This is a genomic window from Pedobacter sp. B4419, from assembly GCF_059693725.1.
Genome location: NZ_JCASSL010000001.1, coordinates 1,647,036 through 1,664,933, shown reverse-complemented (window position 1 = coordinate 1,664,933; position 17,898 = coordinate 1,647,036). Strand labels below are relative to the sequence as shown.

Here is a 17,898-nt window from a genome sequence, read left to right as displayed (position 1 = left end):
CAGGCAATTGCCGGAAGTTGTCTGATCGATAATTAATCATAAATTAAATCAGGTTTACCTATCGAAAATTCTTACTCCATCATCAGCTCGTTAAGAGACGCTGTTAGCTAAATTCCAAGGTTACATTTTAATTCAAAAACACACAATCTTTATGAAAAAAATAGGGATACTGGCCGCGCTATGCCTTGCCGGTTATCAATTTACTTATGCACAAACTCCAACGCTAAAAGGGTTTACTGCTCATGCGACTAATCAGCAGCTACAGACAGAAAAGGATTTTGATCAGCGGTTGAGCAATGTCAGAATTGGCCAAAACATCAAAGAACTGGCTGCGCGTCCGCATCACTTGGGTTCGGCTGGAGGCAAAGCCGTAGCACAGGCGGTGCTTCAAAAATTTAAGGATTATGGCTGGGATGCCCGCATCGAAACATATCAGGTATTATTTCCAACGCCCAAAACACGCCTGCTAGAATTAACCTATCCAAATAAATACACTGCTCAACTTCAAGAACCTGCTTTTGCCGAAGATTCTACCTCAGAACAGGAAGGGCAGTTGCCAACCTACAATGCCTGGGGTGCTGATGGCGATGTAACAGGCGAGTTGGTATTTGTAAACTATGGACTTCCAGATGATTATGCGCAACTGGCTAAGCTAGGCATCGATGTAAAAGGAAAAATCGTAATTGCCAAATACGGCCGTTCTTGGCGTGGCATTAAGCCAAAGGTTGCCTATGAGCACGGTGCCATTGGCTGTATCATTTATTCTGATCCTAAGGATGATGGTTTTTATCAGGGCGAAGTTTATCCAAAGGGTCCTTTTAAAAACGACCAGACGGTTCAACGTGGATCGGTAATGGATATGGTGATCTATCCTGGCGATCCATTGACACCAGATGTAGGTGCCACCGCAAAAGCCAAGCGCTTAGCAAGAGCAGAGGCAACAACCATTTTAAAAATTCCCGTATTGCCTATCAGTTATGGTGATGCACAGCCACTTTTAGCGGCGTTGGAGGGTCCAGTTGCACCAGCCGAATGGAGGGGAGCATTGCCCATTACGTATCATATTGGTCCCGGAAAGGCTAAAGTCCATCTTAAAATTGAGCATAACTGGGATATGGTTCCAGCTTATAATGTCATCGCCAAGATCAAAGGCAGTCAATACCCAGATCAGTGGGTGATCAGGGGCAACCACCACGATGCCTGGGTAAACGGGGCAGATGATCCGATCAGTGGACTAGCAGCCGAACTGGAAGAGGCCCGTGCCATAGGCGAATTGGTAAAAGCAGGCTATCGGCCTAAACGTACCTTGGTTTATTGTGCCTGGGATGGAGAAGAACCTTCGCTTTTGGGCTCGACTGAATGGGTAGAAGACCATGCCAAAGAACTCCAGCAAAAAGCAATTGCCTATATCAATTCTGATGGAAACAGTCGTGGATTTTTAGGTGCAGGCGGTTCTCATGCCTTGGAAGTATTGGTCAGTGAAATTGCCAAATCGGTGATCGATCCACAGAAAGGGGTAAGTGTTTTTGAACGTAAAAGAGCAAACGACGCTGTAAAAGCGACAAGTGCCAAGGCCCAGCAAACGGTTTTAAAACAAGATACCTTATCAATTTCAGCATTGGGCACAGGCTCAGATTATTCTGCTTTTCTGCAGCATTTAGGCATACCTACACTCAATTTAGGCTATGGTGGCGAAGATGAAGGTGGAGACTACCACTCGATTTATGATTCTTACGATGACTATGTGCGCTTTAAGGACAGCAGTTTTGTTTACGGAGTAGCCCTGGCTAAAACAGCGGGAAGAGCAGTATTGCGTTTGGCCGATGCTAATGTGCTGCCTTTTGATTTTGTGAGCTTAGGTAAGGCCGTGGCACAGTATGGTACGGAAGTAAAGCAATTGGCCACACAGCTTCGCGAGAAATACAGCACAGAAAACCTGCTGATCAATAGCAATAGTTATCAACTGGCGGCAGATCCAAAGGAGAAATTTATTGCGCCAACACAAAAGCCATTGGTACCAGAATTTGATTTCGCTGCATTTGATCAAGCTATACTGCATTTGAAACAATCGGCATTGGTACTGAGCCAATTCAGCAGTAAAGCAACTGATGATAATCAATTGGCAAAAAAACTAAATGAAGCGCTTTATCAGGCCGAAAAAGAACTGCTTATTGATCAAGGCTTGCCTAAACGCCCATGGTATCGCCACAGTATTTATGCGCCAGGGTTTTATACCGGCTATGGCGTGAAAACACTGCCGGGAATCAGAGAGGCGATAGAACAAAATAACTGGGACGAAGCCAAAGAACAAATCTCGGTAGCAACGCTAGCCATCGAAAAACTCAGTACAACATTAGAGAAAATAACACAGGAAAAATAGACTTAGCAATTATTATGAAACTTAGAATTTTACTATTCCTGCTTTTGACGGGCTGGCTAGCTGTTGGCTATGCCCAGGAACGCAGGGTAAACGGAACGGTAACACAAGAAGGCAGTTCGCAGCCATTACCGGGTGTAAATGTGAACATTAAAGGACAGAAAAAAAGCACACAGACCGATCAAGATGGTCGATTCAGCATCGTTTTACAAGCTGGAGAAAATGATTTGATATTCTCTTATATTGGATTCGAAACCAAAGAAGTGGCGGCAAGTTCTACACCGCTTTCGGTGCAGCTTAAAACTGCAGATAATCACCTCAATGAAGTATTGGTGGTGGCTTACGGAAGTGCAAATCGCGCAACTTATACAGGTTCGGTATCGGTTGTCAATGCAGCAGATTTAGAAAAACGCCAAGTATCTAACATCAGTCGCACGCTACAGGGAGCAGTTCCAGGTGTGCAGGCAGTTGCCTCAGCCGGACAGCCAGGTAGCGAAGCGACCATCCGCTTGAGGGGCGTGGGTTCGGTAAATGCATCTAGTGATCCGCTTTATGTGGTAGATGGCGTGCCTTTTTCTGGAAATATCAATGCGATCAATACTGCGGATGTAGAATCGATTTCAGTACTTAAAGATGCCTCGGCGAGTGCACTTTATGGATCGCGTGGAGCCAATGGCGTCATCATCATTACCACCAAGCGCGGCAAATACAATTCAAAGCCGGTGGTAACGCTCAACGTCAATACAGGAATCTCCTCACGTGCCGTTAAAGATTACGAATTTGTAAATACCGACGAGTACTTTCAGTTGCAATGGGAAGCCTTGCGCAATAATCAGCTTGATCAGGGAAAAACTGCCCAACAAGCGGCACAGTATGCCAGTACAGAATTGGTGAGCAACCTGAAGGTTAATCCTTATGGCCCATCTTTTCCCAACCCTGTAGGTTTAGATGGCAAATTGCTGGCAGGTGCCGTACCACTTTGGAATGATAGCTGGAGCAACTCTTTGAGTCGTACCGGCGTTCGCCAGCAAATAGATTTGGGCATAAGCGGGGGCAGTGCCGAATCGCGTTATTTTGTGTCTGGAGGATATTTGGATGATAAAGGATTTATTGTTGGTTCTGGCTTTAAGCGGATCAATACCCGGGTTAACTACAATACCAAGGTTAATAAGTGGTTTGAAGCAGGATTAAATGTGGCTGCATCGAGTACTACACAAGATGCGCCTCCTCAATCGGATAGTGATCAAGGAAATTTTGCCAATTTTGGACGCCTTGTTGCCGATATCTATCCCGTATACGAACGCAATCCCGATGGAAGCTATAAATATGATATGGCTGGAAAGAGAATCTACGACTTTGGAAACTATAGGCCAAGTGCGGCTGCTACAGGAAATAACTTGTTGGGTATTGCCGATCTGAATACTTACAAGAGCAAGACCGATGCCCTAACTGTTCGTGGAAACGTACAATTCAATATTCTTGAAGGGCTTAAGCTCAAAAGCAGCGTAAATACCGATTACAACAATCGGAGTGGCCTTTCTTACACTAACCCAATTTATGGCTCGGGTGTAACAGGTGGTGGTTCTGTAAGCAAAAACAGCACCCGCACTGTAGGTTATACCATTAATAACCTGTTAGATTATACATTCAATGTGGCCGATGCACACCACTTTAATGTGTTGGCGGGGCAGGAGGTTTATGTACTCGATATTTCTGGCCTTTCGGGAAGCAGGAGTAATTTTGGCTTTGCCGATAAAGAAGAACCGGTTGCCGCTTCGCTGTTAAACAGCTTTACCGGAAGTTCCGATCGTTATAAATTGTCCAGTTTCTTAGGGAAAATCGATTACAACTTCAATCAGCGTTATTACTTCTCGGCCAGTTTTAGGCGCGACGGTTCTTCTCGCTTCAGTCCCGAATCAAGGTGGGGTAATTTTTGGTCTTTAGGTGCTTCGTGGAATGCCAAGTCTGAGAAATTCCTTAGCAATGTAGCTTGGTTAAATACCTTGACCGTGCGTACCAGCTATGGTGCCCAGGGAAACGACAATCTTGGCAGTTATTATGCTTATCAGGATCTGTATTCTATTTACAACAGTTTAGGGCAGGCCGGATTGGTTACGTCTAGGTTGCCTACGCCAGGTTTGAAATGGGAAACCAATCTCAACTTTAATGCAGGTATAGATTTTGGCCTATTGGATAACCGCATCAGTGGTACTTTTGAGGTTTACCAACGCCGTTCTAAAGACCTGTTGTTTAGTAGGCCGTTGGCGCCTTCGCTGGGTTATACGGCCATTGATGATAACATCGGATCGTTGCGCAACAATGGCTTTGAGGGACAGATCAATGTGGTTCCGGTAGTTACCAAAGATGTGAAATGGACTCTCGGCTTCAATTTCGGGCACTACAATAACGTAATTACCAAGCTGCCACAAAAAGAAATCATTGCTGGAAACATTGGCCAACTAGGGTCAACTAAAAAACTCACGGTAGGAAGTTCGGTCTATGATTTTTACATCCGTGAATGGGCAGGAGTAGACCCCGCCAATGGTAAACCGCTTTGGTACAAAAACACTTACAGCACAGATGCAGCGGGTAACCGCACTATTACAGGTCGCGCTACCACCAGTGTGTATGCAGAAGCCGATCAGTATTTCTCTGGCAGTGCCTTGCCTAAGCTGTATGGCGGTATCAATACCACTTTGCGCTACAAACAATTTGAATTGTATGCTTTGGTATCATACAATATCGGAGGAAAAATACTTGATTTAGACGAAGTAATGATCCTGCATACTGGAGAAAATACCGGCCGTACCTGGAGTAAGGAAATCCTTAACAGATGGACCCCTCAAAATACAGTTACCGATGTACCAAGACTAACCACAACCGCAACCAATTGGAACAGTATATCTACCCGCTTCCTGCATGATGCCAGCTACGCGCGCTTAAAAAATGTGAGCCTGAGCTACAGTGTACCTACAAAATGGTCTTCGCGGATCGGGCTGGCCAGTGTAAGGCTATATGCCAGGGGCGAGAATTTGTTAACGGTTTATAAACACAAGGGATTGGATCCAGAACAGGCAGTAGATGGCGTTACTTTTTACCGCTATCCAGCTCAAAAAACCTACACGTTTGGATTAGACCTATCATTTTAATCAGCAAGTCATGAAATTACAACACAATACCATAAAAGCCTTTTTCCTTGTAGCCGTTTTATTGTTATCGTCATGCAAAGATGATTTTTTCGAAACTTCGCCAGCTGGCAATTTAACGGGAAGCGAAACTTATGCTTCCACCAAAAATATCGATGCGCTCCTAAACGGTACGTTGCGGTATATCATGGAAACCAGTACTTCACAAGACAATCCTGGTCTGTCGGCCATTACCCTTACGCAAGAAGTGATGGGAGAGGATGCCATTGCCCGCGATGGAGTTTACGGTTTCCGTGATTCTTACCCTTACCGCGATCCATTTGACAATACCACACGCAGGGCGCTATTTTTCTGGAGCTTTCAGTACAAAGTGATTGATAATTGCAATAATATTTTGGCAAACGTAGACAATGCAAGTGGCACCGATGCCGAGCGCCGTTACCTCAAAGGCCAGGCATTGGCCTTGCGCGGCTTTGTTTACCTCAACCTGGTAAGGCAATATCAGTTTACTTATGCAAAAGACAAGAATGCCAAAGCCGTGCCTATTTATACTACACCAACCAATCCGGCTACAACGCCTCAGCCAAGAGCTACGGTAGAGCAGGTGTACAATCAGGTCATTGGGGATTTGACACAGGCTGAACAATTGCTAACGGGTTTTGTGCGCAAGGTAAAAAATCGTCCAGATGCCAATGTAGTGAAGGGATTGTTAGCCAGAGCTTACCTTACCCAAGAAAACTGGGCTTTGGCAGCTACAAAAGCAAAGGAAGCACGTACTGGATACAACATTATGGAAGCCTCACAATACACGCAAGGTTTCAATGATGTAAGCAATGTAGAATGGATTTGGGGGCATCCGCAACAGGCTGACCAAAACCTTGGCGGAGCATCGTATTTTGCCTACATTGACGTAACACCCGCTGCTGGTTACCGTAGTATCATGCCCGATCCTTATTTCAGGCAATTGTTTGCCGATGGCGATATACGTAAAACCTTGTTCGAAACGGTAACTGTAGCTTCAGATCCGATGTACCGCTGGATCAAATACAAGAAGTTTGTAGATAAGCCAGATCGTTCAGGACATATCGTGCTGATGCGCTCTTCGGAAATGGTTTTGATTGAAGCAGAAAGCAAAGCCCGTTTGAATGATTTGTCGGGTGCGGCAACTGCTCTTAACGAACTAAGGGTAAAACGTAACTTAACCGGAATTGACCCCGCAAACTTTAGCCAAGACCAGCTGATCGAAGAGATTTTGACCGAAAGGCGTCGCGAATTGTGGGGAGAGGGCTTTAGGTTGTACGATCTGTTGCGTTTACAACGCGCTCCGTTAAGAAAAGAATCGACAGAGACGGTACGCATAGGAACTACAGACGTGTTGATCAAAGGACATTATGTGCTGAAGTTTCCAAATAACACCAACCTGGTTCCAAACAGCCCATATTATCTGTTCGCTATCCCAATCAACGAACTCAATACAAATCCTAATCTTTAGTATTTTAAAAAGTTTTTATATCAATCCCTGTTGGCTTTAGGCTGGCAGGGATTTTTTATACGCCTAACCTGCACTAATGTTTTTAAAATTGAGTGGGAACATCTAGGTATAGATGTGTTTATTTATTCAGCTTATCTACTTGTATAGCTATTAATTTGGGCAAATAATTAGGTGTACAATTTTTGGCAACAATTTCATCTTTGTACAACCCTGTATGTTCTCCAAGCGCAATGCATCTCGAGCGGTATTTCTCTTCAAAAATTCCGATTTGAGCCGTAGTATAATTCATTGCCCATTGCACTTCCTGCACTTCTTTTTCAATGCGTGTTTCAATTTTGGAAAGTAATTCTTCAGTATTTGGTGGTGGCGCTTGCCCAACCCAGCGTAAACGCGCTTGATAATACCAGAAAACTCGTCTTAGTAATGCTGATTGGCTGTTTTCCCAAGTTTCCATTAATGAAATAGTCTTTTTGTCTTTAGAAAGCTGGTTTGCCATTAACCAATCTATTAATTGAAGTTTTTCATCTTCATGATGTTGCTTAATGTCGTTATCTAAACTGTCAATGAGTTCTTGCGAAAGTTGTTTCTTGTCCATAATCAAAATTGCCAACTGTCGAGGTAAAAATTGTCCAGTTGACCAAAGTTCCAAAGCCAGTTCATGGTCTTTTTTGATCTCATTCGCAATCTTTCGTAGGTCTCCTAACTTAGTTTCATCATTGATTTGAGCCAAGATGTTTGCTGCTTTTGAAGAGAGTTTCATATCAATCTTTTGTTTTTCTAGATAAGTAAATTCTGAAATTAAACAATCGTCCGCTTACTTTGTTGTTGTCGGTTCAGGAAAATAGGTGTTAAAGCGAAAAAGCTAAGATACCAATTGTAGTTTTTAAGTATCTTAACTAAAAAATCATTGATTTCGGGGATAGATAATAAGTTGCGATCTTATATTTTTGGATTTAATTACGCCAATATTTCAAAAGATGCATTTTTAATTACTACAGACGCGAGTACAGGCGTTTCAATACACCACTTATAATGATTAGTAGTACTAAAGAATTTTATGGATTTTCATTTTTCTCCTTTTGGAACCCATTTGATAGTGGTTGCATTGTGTTGGCCCCTCACATTACCACTGACGTTATTGTTGGCCTGGCTCAGCCGTCGCAAGCAGATCAAGTATGGTTTCAGATGGCTTTGGGGCATTTGCGCCTTAATATTACTGTTTCCATTGGTAGTGGGCGGATGGGAATTTTTGAGCGGAATGATTGAAAACAGGTTTGGCAAAAGCGAATATCAAAAGGAACTCAAAGCGCATACAGTTATCCTGGCTCAACCCGAAACAGTAGCGGGCATCGCCCTTTCGGCAGGCGATACGGTTTATTACGATACCCATTTTGATATGGAAAGCAGAAAACAGGCGCAACTAAGTGATATTGATTCGGCTCATCTATCCAAACCTGCCCGCTTTTATAACCTACAGGTGAAATCGATAGGGGTTGGCTTCAACCTATATGATAAATGGGAGCTTTTATTGGCACAGGACCAAATAGTGTTTGGCTGGCCCTGCACCGGTAAAGTGCGAATCACGACAGATAGTACGTTTGCTTCCGGAAAATTATCCCAAGATTATGTAGTATTGGGTTATCGCTTGCCCAAAGGATCGGAGGTAGACAATGACATAGAGGGGTACGGTCAACTACATATCACCTTACCTCATTCGAAATCTATCTATATTGATATAAAAACGAAACAACCGCTATATGACGATGAGCATCTGGCAAAAAAGCTCCGCGTAAAAGATACGATTGATAGGAGATTAAAATAGAAGTATATAGGCTTTGCGCACCACTGAGCCTTTTGCAAATCGAACCAGGGTTCGAACCCTGGCGTTAAATACAAATAAAAAAACCTTTCATTTCTGAAAGGCTTAAAGGTGACCGACATGGTACACATGACGAGTGCCTTTATTGATGATGTAAAGAAAATAATCAAGCTTAGAGATTCAAACGAGAAGGATTTTTAGAAATTTGGAAGAGTTCGGCAAAATAGGGCTGAAGTTTTAACACTGTGTTATTTGGGAAGAATTTACCCTGTATTAAAGGCGTACCTTTCCTGTGCAATCAATAGTGATTTCAATAATTATATAAGTTGCTTTTTTCATAGTCAGCTTTATAAGTCTATCTTTGTAATCATCTAGTAATTAACCTCATCAAATATGACAACGAAAGAAAAATGGACACTTCTGCTAACGGAAAAGAGATTTAGAACTAAGTCACAATCTAACGATTCTGATGGAAGAAATACTTTTGAAAACGATTATGGCCGACTCATTTCCAGTTCACCAATTCGTAGGCTACAAGATAAGACACAAGTCTTTCCTCTTGAACAAAGCGATTTCATTAGAACAAGGTTAACACATTCTCTTGAGGTTTCTTATATAGGGAGCTCAATTGGTCAGAGTATTGAAAATTATCTGATAAAAAAACATGAGCTTGATAGTGAACTAAAAGGAAATTTAAGTTCACTTTTACGAGTGGCTGGATTGGTGCACGATTTAGGGAATCCCCCTTTTGGTCACTTTGGAGAAGAAGCTATCAAGAAATTTTTCAAAGATTATTTTCTTAAGAACGAAACTACACTTTCTGAGCTTGAGCAGGAAGATTTTAAAAATTTCGACGGTAATGTTCAGACATTAAGGATTTTATCTAAACTATATTATTTCGGTGATCAATATGGCTACAATTTAAACTACTCTAGTTTAGCCACTGTTGTAAAATATCCTTCAAACTCGTTAGAGGGCAATAAAAAACCCACCTTAGAAATTGCGAAGAAAAAATTTGGCTATTTCGTAACAGAGACGGAGACATATAAGGTAATAAACGACTACTTAAAACTAGAAGGGCGACGCCATCCAGTTGTTTATTTATTGGAAGCTGCCGATGACATCGCATACAGCGCTGCCGACATTGAAGATGGTGTAAAGTTGGGCATCGTAGGTATTGATGATATAAGAAAAATTTTTGAGGGTAATTTGGAAGAAAATAAAAAGGTTGTTTTAGATTATTTGGATGATCTTATAAAAAAATATCCTGGACCTTTTCATAAAACGCTGATCATTCAAAAGTTTAGAATTTTTACTCAAAAACTTATGATAGAAAGCATTGTTGGTGGCTTTGACGATCATTATGACGAGATCATGCAAGGTAAATTGCAAAATGAAATTATAGAGATTTCCACCGCAAAGGATATACGAAAGGCATACAAAAAGCTTCAATCTTATGTTTTTGATGCCAAATCTATATTAAAAAAAGAAATTGCTGGTTGGGAAGCACTATATGGTCTATTGGAAATATTCACTTCTGCTGCAAAAAGTGATAATTTTGCGGGAAGTGGTAACAACCATGAGGCAAGACTGTACAAGATTATATCTTCCAGTCATAAAAAAGTATATGAGGATATTGAAAAATACCCAAACAAAGAGTATCGAAAAATCCAACTAATCGTTGATTTCATTAGTGGAATGACCGATACCTACGCCATATCTCTATTTCAAGAGTTAAAGGGCATAAAGATTTAATGGAACTAGACTACAATAAAATAAAAAGAGATTTTAGAGTAAGCTTTAGCAAAATTTTAGATGAAAATATTTTGCTAAAGCATTTACTCTATGAAATATTTGTTATTGGTTCAGCATATATTGTGGGCGGTTTCTTACGTGACTTAATTAACAAAAAGCAATCTCGTGATATAGATATTATCGTCGACATCAGTCATCAACATTTGGTAGATTTTGTCAGTTCTTCAGGTATAGTCCATGATATAAATAGGCACAAGGGCATTAAATTACAGTTCGAGAGTTTGCAGGTCGATATTTGGAGCATGGAAAATAACTGGGCTTTTAAGAATGAACTGGTCAGGCCAAATGATGATAATCTATTAGAAAGTATAGCAAAAGGTTGCTTTTATAACTATGATGCTTTGGTCATAAATTTGCATACTAATAATTTGAATATCAAGTACTACAACGATTTCATAGAAAAAAAGCAACTTGATATCCTTCAACAAAATCCTAAATATAAGATACTCAACCCAACGGTTGAAGCAAACATTTTACGGGCATTCTTTTTAAGGAAGTTTTTTAATATCAGTTACTCGTCGAATACTAAAATGTATTTGAACAAGAAAATTGGTCAAATTCGTGATGCAAAAGGAGCTCCCCTTGATATATTGAAAGAAACGAGGATAAAATATCCGAAATACCAGATACTTTCTGATCAGGAAATTTCAGATTACATTGACGAAATAATTCTAGACTCTCAAATTGATAATCAAATGCTTTTTAATTTTTAGTCTAGGTAATTAATCTGGCATCAATTACATGTAAAAGAAATACTTGTTAGGTGGACTAGTAATATCATCATCAAAATATTGAATTATTTCTCCAACCTTTTGCGCAAACCTTATTGTAATCGGAAGACCGTCATAATAATTACAGTTATTGAAATTTAGCTTAGTAAGCGCCAATATCTCCTGAGAAAGTTTTGTGATACTCGTATCGCCTTCAAATTTAATCACGTCTAATGGTCTTGGTATATGCATACCTGGAAATGTTTCGTAATATGGTATATAACCCGTTGTGTACAAAACACCATAGTTACGTTCAATTTCTAAAAATGTTCCCCTAATCACTGGGTATTCACCTTCTGATCTTAACAATTTTATTTTGGAACTTTTGATGGTAACGAGATCTAATGCAATATCACTTCCTAAGGTATCCTTAATTCCTTTTTTTAAACCCTCTGTTTCTGCGAATTTCTCGTTTATGGCACCAGTCCAAAAATCTGTTGTTTTATGAATTACAACCCTAGTAGGTCTAACTCCATTAAATCTCTCATATTCCTTTAAAATCATTGAAATAAGATCACTAGCGTATTCATAAGTTAAATGAGGTGAAGGTGTATTAAATTGATTCGGGTCCCATTCAAATTGCTTCCCGATAAACACTAATCCCTTTCCCTCATAATTAAATGCCTGAGCAATGCTTGCTCTTACATTATTGTCCTCAGCATTAATAACTTTGTTAAAACTGATTCCAATAAAACAGGTGTTTTTATCTTGAATATCAAGCGTCCATGGAGTACCTTCATTTTTGTAATAACAAGCATTCACAAAATTCCATGCAATCATAGATTTATCTTGTAGACTTCTTCTACCTTCTCGTGTAAGAGTATTTTCTAGTATTAATTGAACAGGAATTGAATTTGGTTGTGCGACCAGTTGTGCTTTAATATACCTCCGCAGGTTGAAATATTTTTTCCCTAAAGCTAAGCTTCCGAAGTTCTTGAAAATTTTATCGGGTACAACAATAAAACAGATGCTTGGTTTTGTACTGATATAGTTAGTAAGAATGTCATTAAAATTCTGAATTAACACTTCACAATACTTAACGACCTTATCTAAATTTGCATTTTCCAAATCCTTTTTACTCTCATCCTGATCTGTCTTTTTTACTTTTTTCCCAAGTTCGTCAACTAAGCTGTTTTTAATAATCCTATTGTTTGACTTATCGTTAGAAAATTGACACTTAAAAACTGATTCTTCATTAAAACCGGGAAAGTCGGGATTTACCCTTTTGTTTATTTCATAAGTTTCTTCATTTAACTCACTGTCTTCATCTTCACTAAAAAGTGAAGAATTTTCATCCTCCTCTTCGTCGTCCAGATCCATAACCACCCCATCTTCAATCGAGTAATCATTGGTAAATTTTTTAGAAACCTTAGGCATCGCCTTAATTCCATTGGAAAGTTCATCAATCCAATTCAACAAATCTTCCTGATTTTCCTCAGTGCTGATAACAGCATAATGTATTTGCGAACGATGTGTGTTGGACGTTGACGAATAGAATCCCCCAATGCTAAGTCCCATTTTGGGATCATCACAAATAAATTGATCTCCAAATTCAACAAACGGCTCATCAAGTAATTTTATCTTCATATTTAAAATAATGAGGTCTGTTTATCTTCAGTTGTTTGTGGTTTTTTCACTTTGGCAGGTTCAATATTTTTGCTCTTATATATGCCAAAATCTGTTTTTAAAGTTTCAGCAGCTTTAATTCTAATTTTAAAATTATCATTACTTTCTACATCAATTAAGTAAGCCCCATCACTTAAATATTCAAACCAAAAATAATGGTGGTTAAGTACATGATTATTAAACTCACGTAGAGTTAGTTTATTAGTGAATGAAGTGGTCTTTAAGGGGGGCAGACTCTTTTGTCCATCACTTGTGAAGTGATATTTATAATTAAGCAGTAAGATAGGTATTCCTCCAATGAAATCGATATAGTATATAAAACCTAAATGTCTATAAAACGCATCTTTGCCATACTCATAGTAATTTACAACCAACCTTTCTCCCTGTACTTCTCGCTTTCTGGTTTTGTATTTAATTTTAAGCTCATTGGCATCAACTGGTTTAGCAAAAAAATAGTTGTTCTTTTGATCCCTATTTAACCATAATTTCCTACTGCGAGTAAAATAATCTCTCAAATATAGATTTATCAACTCTACATAATGATTTAATGTTGCCTTATCCTCATAAAAATCACTATAAAATATTTCATCAGGTTTTTCATTTTCATCAGACATGATTTGTTCTCTAAAAACTCGATGATTAAAAGCAATATTCACAAAGCTGTAAATCTTCTTATTATAGACAACAAACTTTGCCAAGCTCATGCCATGATCAAGTTTACTATAAATATCTTTCTTTGTTTTTAGATCAGTATTGAAAATGTATATCTTTTTTGGAAAAGCAGAAAAACTATAGATGTTAGAAATTATGTTTTCTTCAATTGTATTATCTACACGGGGCTTAAAAAACTCAACATTTATCTTGTCAAAGAAATTTCCCTCGCCAACAAATAGTTCATTTTCTGAAAATAGAAATTGAATTGGATAAGTATTATTCTTGCTAAACTTCTTATTAAAGGCATACTCTTCCTTTGAAATCTTTTTCGCAAAAATCCGATCTTCCGATGCATTGTAAATTACCAGAATTACCCCTAAATTATGTTCAGTCCAATATTCAAAATCATCTTTAGAAGCATAATATGAAAATCCTGTGTCACTAACGGATTTGATATAGGAATTTATTGAAGCTGTACTTTTTAACTGAACTTTTATAACTTTCCCACTAACCGTCAACTTATTATCTACAAATTTTACCAGTTCTATTTCTCCATCAACTCCGTAGTCATGTTCTTTAATTTCTCTAAAAATGATAAATGGGTTATGTTTATTACAATATTCTTTAAACTTTATAACACCACTTTCGCCAGTTATATGAGATTGTTGAACGTATTTAGCCATATATTTTTAATATATAAGATATAAAGATAGATGATAACAGGGAAATATCATTTCTATAGTTGTTAACATCTGGTTTGCTACAACAAAGTGAACCAATGTTTTACAATATTAATTTCCAACTCCGACCTACTCGGGTACCTTTCTTTCCATATCCCACCATATTTGCTGCATCAAATTTTACAGTTATGACAGCAATAAAAGAAACACCATTACGGCCAGCGGTGCAACGTGACCAACTGTTGACCATCGGTGACCTGATTGAGTTCAAGGCACACTTGTTACAGGATATTGACATCTCGCCATGCACGGCAACTAGATGAAAAAAACAACTATATTCGAGTATGATAGTATCTTCAATGTCTTTAAGTGAAATTCATAATGAATTGAAAAGTGATTACCGTAACGTAGTTACAAAAAAGGATTTGTTTTTTAAGGAATTTCGGAGATTGGTTTTAAAAGCCAGTAAATTCCCTTTTACAAGAACTTACGAATGCACCACTCCAATTAAAAAGAATACATTTATAATAATGTTTTCTGCATCAAGTAGAAGGGATGAAAATAAACCAGACTTTTCTGTGTATGTTGTTTATAACACACCAAAAGGTAAATATCTAACGTCATTAATTTTTCAACAGGAAATAGTAACTATTTATGCACCACATTTTTTTAAACGATACAGGGAAAGAATACTTAAAGATAACTCTATCAGCAATGATGAAATCATTAGAAGTTACATTAAAAAAGATAGAGGATTTACAGGAGGATTTGTTACTAGACAAGTAGAAGCTTGTTTTAAAAGTTTTGAAGAACAGCATCAGGATGAACCTGTTAATTTCGCAGCTGCAACTTTAGATGGTTATTGTTTTGGATTTAAAGAAGGTAATAATATTATGATCAAAACAATAATTTCTCCAGAAATGGTAAAAGATGATCAAAGAGATTTATTTACCATTATGAAAAAACAATTTGAAGAAGAAAACTTGTGAGAAAAAACAATTTCAAACCAAACTGTATATTTCTGTAAAAATGGGGAAGAACCAAATAGTAGCCCATTCTTTCCGTTCCAAACTGTGCAACCCAATTAAACAGGATTTCCTTTTCCAGAACTAGGACCTTCCTTCCAGATCCTCGATCATATTCCTCCCAAGATCTTTTCCTGCCTCTCCCTTCATTGCCCCAAATAGTTCTTTTGCTCCGCAAAAGTTTTTTAGAGAGCCAATCATCTCCATATACTATTATATATACATGGCTACTGCAGACCTGTTGAAAATCATAATCGCTTTTGTATCAGACTGCTTTCTTCTAACGTTTTGTTAGGTAAAAGCATAAGATTATGAAATCAGCTTATTTATACGTTCGTGTCAGTACTGACGAACAGAAAAGAAAGGGATATTCGCTTCCAGAGCAGGAAGAGCGCCTGTCCAAGTACTGTGAATCCAATGATATCTTAATCAGAGGTGTCTACAGAGAAGATTTTTCGGCAAAAAACTTTAACAGGCCAGAATGGAAGAAACTAATTTCGGTCATCAAAAAGGATCCTACCAAAGATGAAAAAAATATCCTCTTTCTAAAATAGGACAGGTTCAACAGAAAATGGTATTATCAAAGGCGAGAAGACTTTTCGTGGAAGGCATATTAAAAATTGATGATTTGGAGGGGTCAAGGAAGAATATGTACTCAATTTAGAGAATCTTGGAAATGAGCTTAATGATAATGAAAGTAAGCTCGGTCACATTGAGGTGCAGCGCAAACGAAACTACAGATCATCAGTAGATATATTCGGGGTTTATTCGGATCTGGATGCGATCGATAAAAAACATCTGGTTTGTCTTCTTTCTCCCGAAAAGGTAAACTTTCAAACAGGAGAAATATCTCTAAGGCTAAATAATCCCTAGCAAAAATATTGATATCCAACAGCCCAAAATTTTCAAATAATGAATTTTATAGATAAAAAGGTTTCTCCAGCAAAAGCAGTTCAGCTTCTTGTTAAAAAAGGAATGGGTGTAAAGGAATCTGAAGCGGCTGAGATACTCGATTTTCTTTACCAGCCAAGAATTATCATCGTACTGATGAAGAAATGATAAACATGAATAACCCAAAAGGGATATCGAACACCAAGAAATAACATTTTATGTGGCCATAACCCCATTTTTTAGACCAAATTAAAAACTGTCTTCCAAATAGAATGTCAATTGCCAAGCTTCAATGGTGTGGAATACAGATTTTTATGGTCGTAAAAAAAGGAACAACTCTAATTTGTTGTTCCCTCTTGTGATCCCGCTGGGATTGGCTCAGACTCACAAAAGCTCCCGCGCTTTGCCCTAAGCCTTTTGCAAATCGAACCAAGGTTCGAACCCTAGCGTTAAATACAAATAAAAAAACCTTTCATTTCTGAAAGGTTTAAAGGTGATCCCGCTGGGATTCGAACCCAGGACCACTACATTAAAAGTGTAATGCTCTACCAGCTGAGCTACGGAATCTACTTTGAAAATGAAGCGAGTTGCTTTGTTTTAAAGTGCTGCAAATATAGGTTTATGATTGTTTTTCTGCAAGATTTTTTTTCTTTAAAGGCGTACTTTGTTGATTTATAAGCAAATTAATTGTAAAGTGGCCATTAACTTAAGATGAAATCGCTTGCTGAACATCGCCATCAACAAAGCTTTTCTGGTATTGCAAAGGACTTTTTCCGGTAATAGACTTAAAATATTGGTGAAAACTGACGAAGTTGTTAAAGCCGCTTTCAAAACAGATTTCCTTGATGTTGAGCTTTCCATCCATCAGGAGCTTACAGGCATGGCTCACCCTAATTTCGTTAATGAACCGCGAATAGGGTTTCTTGCTTCTCGACTTAAAGTACTTGCAAAAAGAGTTAGGGCTTATTTTGGCAATGCCTGCTATGGTTTCGAGGCTTATTTTTTCCTTAAAGTTGGAAATCGTATACTCATAAATGGCATGCATCCGGTCTTTTTCCGATTCCTGGAAATGATATTTAAAGCCCACAGAAACCAAGGTTTTCAATTGCTTGCAGTCTGAAATGGCCAACAGGGATTCCATCAGGTTAATTACCTTTCTACCTCCTTTGGCCTCAACAGTCTGCATAATCAACGAGGCAATTTGTTTTTTTTCCTTGCCCACTACCTGTATGCCCAGCTGAGCTTGCTGTAATAGCTTTTTAATGTCGTTAAGCTCGGGCAACTCTAAAAATGCCGTTCCCCAAAAATCTTCGTTAAAATGGATTACGCTCACATCAACACTATCTTGTCCATCAGCCGCATCATATCGCCAGTAATGGGGTACGTTGCTGCCCACCAGCAAAACATCTCCGGCAGAAAAGGATTGGATGCTATCGCCAATAAACTGCATGCCCTTGCCCTTGGCAAAATAAATCAATTCGATTTCCGGGTGATAGTGCCAATGGCTGTTCACATCGGCAACAGTGTCCTTTCTTGCGCTAAAAGAATGGATCAGATCGGTTGTAACTTTTAATAACTGAGGCTTCATTTATTAAATAAATTG

General features: G+C 38.7%; 13 protein-coding genes and 1 tRNA gene. 9 read left to right on the top strand and 5 right to left on the bottom strand.

All coding sequences use genetic code 11. The features are described from left to right. Positions 1 to 151 precede the first annotated feature (151 nt). From AC570H_RS06745 to AC570H_RS06735, 3 genes are read left to right on the top strand one after another with little or no spacing between them, the layout of a single operon-like run. Positions 152 to 2,380: a transferrin receptor-like dimerization domain-containing protein gene (locus AC570H_RS06745; protein WP_497353005.1), complete on the top strand. Its 2,229-nt coding sequence runs from the start codon at positions 152 to 154 to the stop codon at positions 2,378 to 2,380. Positions 2,381 to 2,394: 14 nt separating this feature from the next. After that, a complete protein-coding gene (locus tag AC570H_RS06740; RefSeq protein WP_497353003.1) occupies positions 2,395 to 5,526 on the top strand; it encodes a SusC/RagA family TonB-linked outer membrane protein in 3,132 nt (1,043 codons plus the stop codon). A gap of 10 nt (positions 5,527 to 5,536) precedes the next feature. Continuing rightward, positions 5,537 to 7,015, top strand: coding sequence for a RagB/SusD family nutrient uptake outer membrane protein (locus AC570H_RS06735; RefSeq protein WP_497353001.1), 1,479 nt, complete (start codon positions 5,537 to 5,539; stop codon positions 7,013 to 7,015). A gap of 118 nt (positions 7,016 to 7,133) precedes the next feature. On the opposite strand, the gene AC570H_RS06730 is transcribed toward AC570H_RS06735, so the two are convergent. Continuing rightward, positions 7,134 to 7,775: a DNA alkylation repair protein gene (locus AC570H_RS06730; RefSeq protein ID WP_497352999.1), complete on the bottom strand. Its 642-nt coding sequence runs from the start codon at positions 7,773 to 7,775 to the stop codon at positions 7,134 to 7,136. 297 nt (positions 7,776 to 8,072) lie between these two features. Here AC570H_RS06730 and AC570H_RS06725 point away from each other — a divergent pair, with 297 nt between their 5' ends. The 3 genes from AC570H_RS06725 (at position 8,073) to AC570H_RS06715 (ending at position 11,362) form a co-directional block, all read left to right on the top strand. Next, entirely contained in the window at positions 8,073 to 8,837 is a 765-nt protein-coding gene (locus tag AC570H_RS06725; protein ID WP_497352997.1) for a hypothetical protein, read from the top strand. 390 nt (positions 8,838 to 9,227) lie between these two features. After that, positions 9,228 to 10,589, top strand: a complete 1,362-nt coding sequence (gene dgt / locus AC570H_RS06720) for a dGTP triphosphohydrolase (RefSeq protein WP_497352995.1) — start codon at positions 9,228 to 9,230, stop codon at positions 10,587 to 10,589. Further along, a complete protein-coding gene (locus tag AC570H_RS06715) occupies positions 10,589 to 11,362 on the top strand; it encodes a nucleotidyltransferase family protein (protein ID WP_497352993.1) in 774 nt (257 codons plus the stop codon). The genes dgt and AC570H_RS06715 overlap by 1 nt, the downstream gene beginning before the upstream one ends. 24 nt (positions 11,363 to 11,386) lie before the next feature. Here AC570H_RS06715 and AC570H_RS06710 read toward each other — a convergent pair whose 3' ends face one another. Both AC570H_RS06710 and AC570H_RS06705 read right to left on the bottom strand, forming a co-directional pair. Beyond that, complete coding sequence (locus tag AC570H_RS06710; RefSeq protein ID WP_497352991.1) at positions 11,387 to 13,006, bottom strand: argonaute/piwi family protein; 1,620 nt, start codon at positions 13,004 to 13,006, stop codon at positions 11,387 to 11,389. 2 nt (positions 13,007 to 13,008) lie between these two features. Beyond that, positions 13,009 to 14,382, bottom strand: coding sequence for a DUF4365 domain-containing protein (locus tag AC570H_RS06705; protein WP_497352989.1), 1,374 nt, complete (start codon positions 14,380 to 14,382; stop codon positions 13,009 to 13,011). A 341-nt stretch (positions 14,383 to 14,723) separates the two neighbouring features. Between AC570H_RS06705 and AC570H_RS06700 the strand changes: the two genes are divergently transcribed. From AC570H_RS06700 to AC570H_RS06690, 3 genes are all read left to right on the top strand, one after another. After that, on the top strand, positions 14,724 to 15,368 hold the full coding sequence (locus AC570H_RS06700) for a hypothetical protein (protein WP_497352987.1): 645 nt from the start codon (positions 14,724 to 14,726) through the stop codon (positions 15,366 to 15,368). Between the two features lie 347 nt (positions 15,369 to 15,715). Continuing rightward, entirely contained in the window at positions 15,716 to 15,958 is a 243-nt protein-coding gene (locus AC570H_RS06695) for a recombinase family protein (protein ID WP_497352985.1), read from the top strand. A 358-nt stretch (positions 15,959 to 16,316) separates the two neighbouring features. After that, a complete protein-coding gene (locus AC570H_RS06690) occupies positions 16,317 to 16,463 on the top strand; it encodes a hypothetical protein (RefSeq protein WP_497352983.1) in 147 nt (48 codons plus the stop codon). 326 nt (positions 16,464 to 16,789) lie between these two features. On the opposite strand, the gene AC570H_RS06685 is transcribed toward AC570H_RS06690, so the two are convergent. Beyond that, a tRNA-Lys gene (locus AC570H_RS06685) sits at positions 16,790 to 16,862 on the bottom strand. A gap of 139 nt (positions 16,863 to 17,001) precedes the next feature. After that, a complete protein-coding gene (locus tag AC570H_RS06680) occupies positions 17,002 to 17,883 on the bottom strand; it encodes an AraC family transcriptional regulator (RefSeq protein WP_497352981.1) in 882 nt (293 codons plus the stop codon). Positions 17,884 to 17,898: the final 15 nt, after the last annotated feature.

What these genes read in the sequence shown, in the direction of transcription:
- AC570H_RS06705 (WP_497352989.1), bottom strand. Translation starts at nt 14,382, where the DNA reads ATGGCTAAATACGTTCAACAATCTCATATAACTGGCGAAAGTGGTGTT.
- AC570H_RS06680 (WP_497352981.1), bottom strand. Translation starts at nt 17,883, where the DNA reads ATGAAGCCTCAGTTATTAAAAGTTACAACCGATCTGATCCATTCTTTT.
- AC570H_RS06745 (WP_497353005.1), top strand. Translation starts at nt 152, where the DNA reads ATGAAAAAAATAGGGATACTGGCCGCGCTATGCCTTGCCGGTTATCAA.
- AC570H_RS06690 (WP_497352983.1), top strand. Translation starts at nt 16,317, where the DNA reads ATGAATTTTATAGATAAAAAGGTTTCTCCAGCAAAAGCAGTTCAGCTT.
- AC570H_RS06740 (WP_497353003.1), top strand. Translation starts at nt 2,395, where the DNA reads ATGAAACTTAGAATTTTACTATTCCTGCTTTTGACGGGCTGGCTAGCT.
- AC570H_RS06735 (WP_497353001.1), top strand. Translation starts at nt 5,537, where the DNA reads ATGAAATTACAACACAATACCATAAAAGCCTTTTTCCTTGTAGCCGTT.
- dgt (WP_497352995.1), top strand. Translation starts at nt 9,228, where the DNA reads ATGACAACGAAAGAAAAATGGACACTTCTGCTAACGGAAAAGAGATTT.
- AC570H_RS06710 (WP_497352991.1), bottom strand. Translation starts at nt 13,006, where the DNA reads ATGAAGATAAAATTACTTGATGAGCCGTTTGTTGAATTTGGAGATCAA.
- AC570H_RS06695 (WP_497352985.1), top strand. Translation starts at nt 15,716, where the DNA reads ATGAAATCAGCTTATTTATACGTTCGTGTCAGTACTGACGAACAGAAA.
- AC570H_RS06700 (WP_497352987.1), top strand. Translation starts at nt 14,724, where the DNA reads ATGATAGTATCTTCAATGTCTTTAAGTGAAATTCATAATGAATTGAAA.
- AC570H_RS06730 (WP_497352999.1), bottom strand. Translation starts at nt 7,775, where the DNA reads ATGAAACTCTCTTCAAAAGCAGCAAACATCTTGGCTCAAATCAATGAT.
- AC570H_RS06715 (WP_497352993.1), top strand. Translation starts at nt 10,589, where the DNA reads ATGGAACTAGACTACAATAAAATAAAAAGAGATTTTAGAGTAAGCTTT.
- AC570H_RS06725 (WP_497352997.1), top strand. Translation starts at nt 8,073, where the DNA reads ATGGATTTTCATTTTTCTCCTTTTGGAACCCATTTGATAGTGGTTGCA.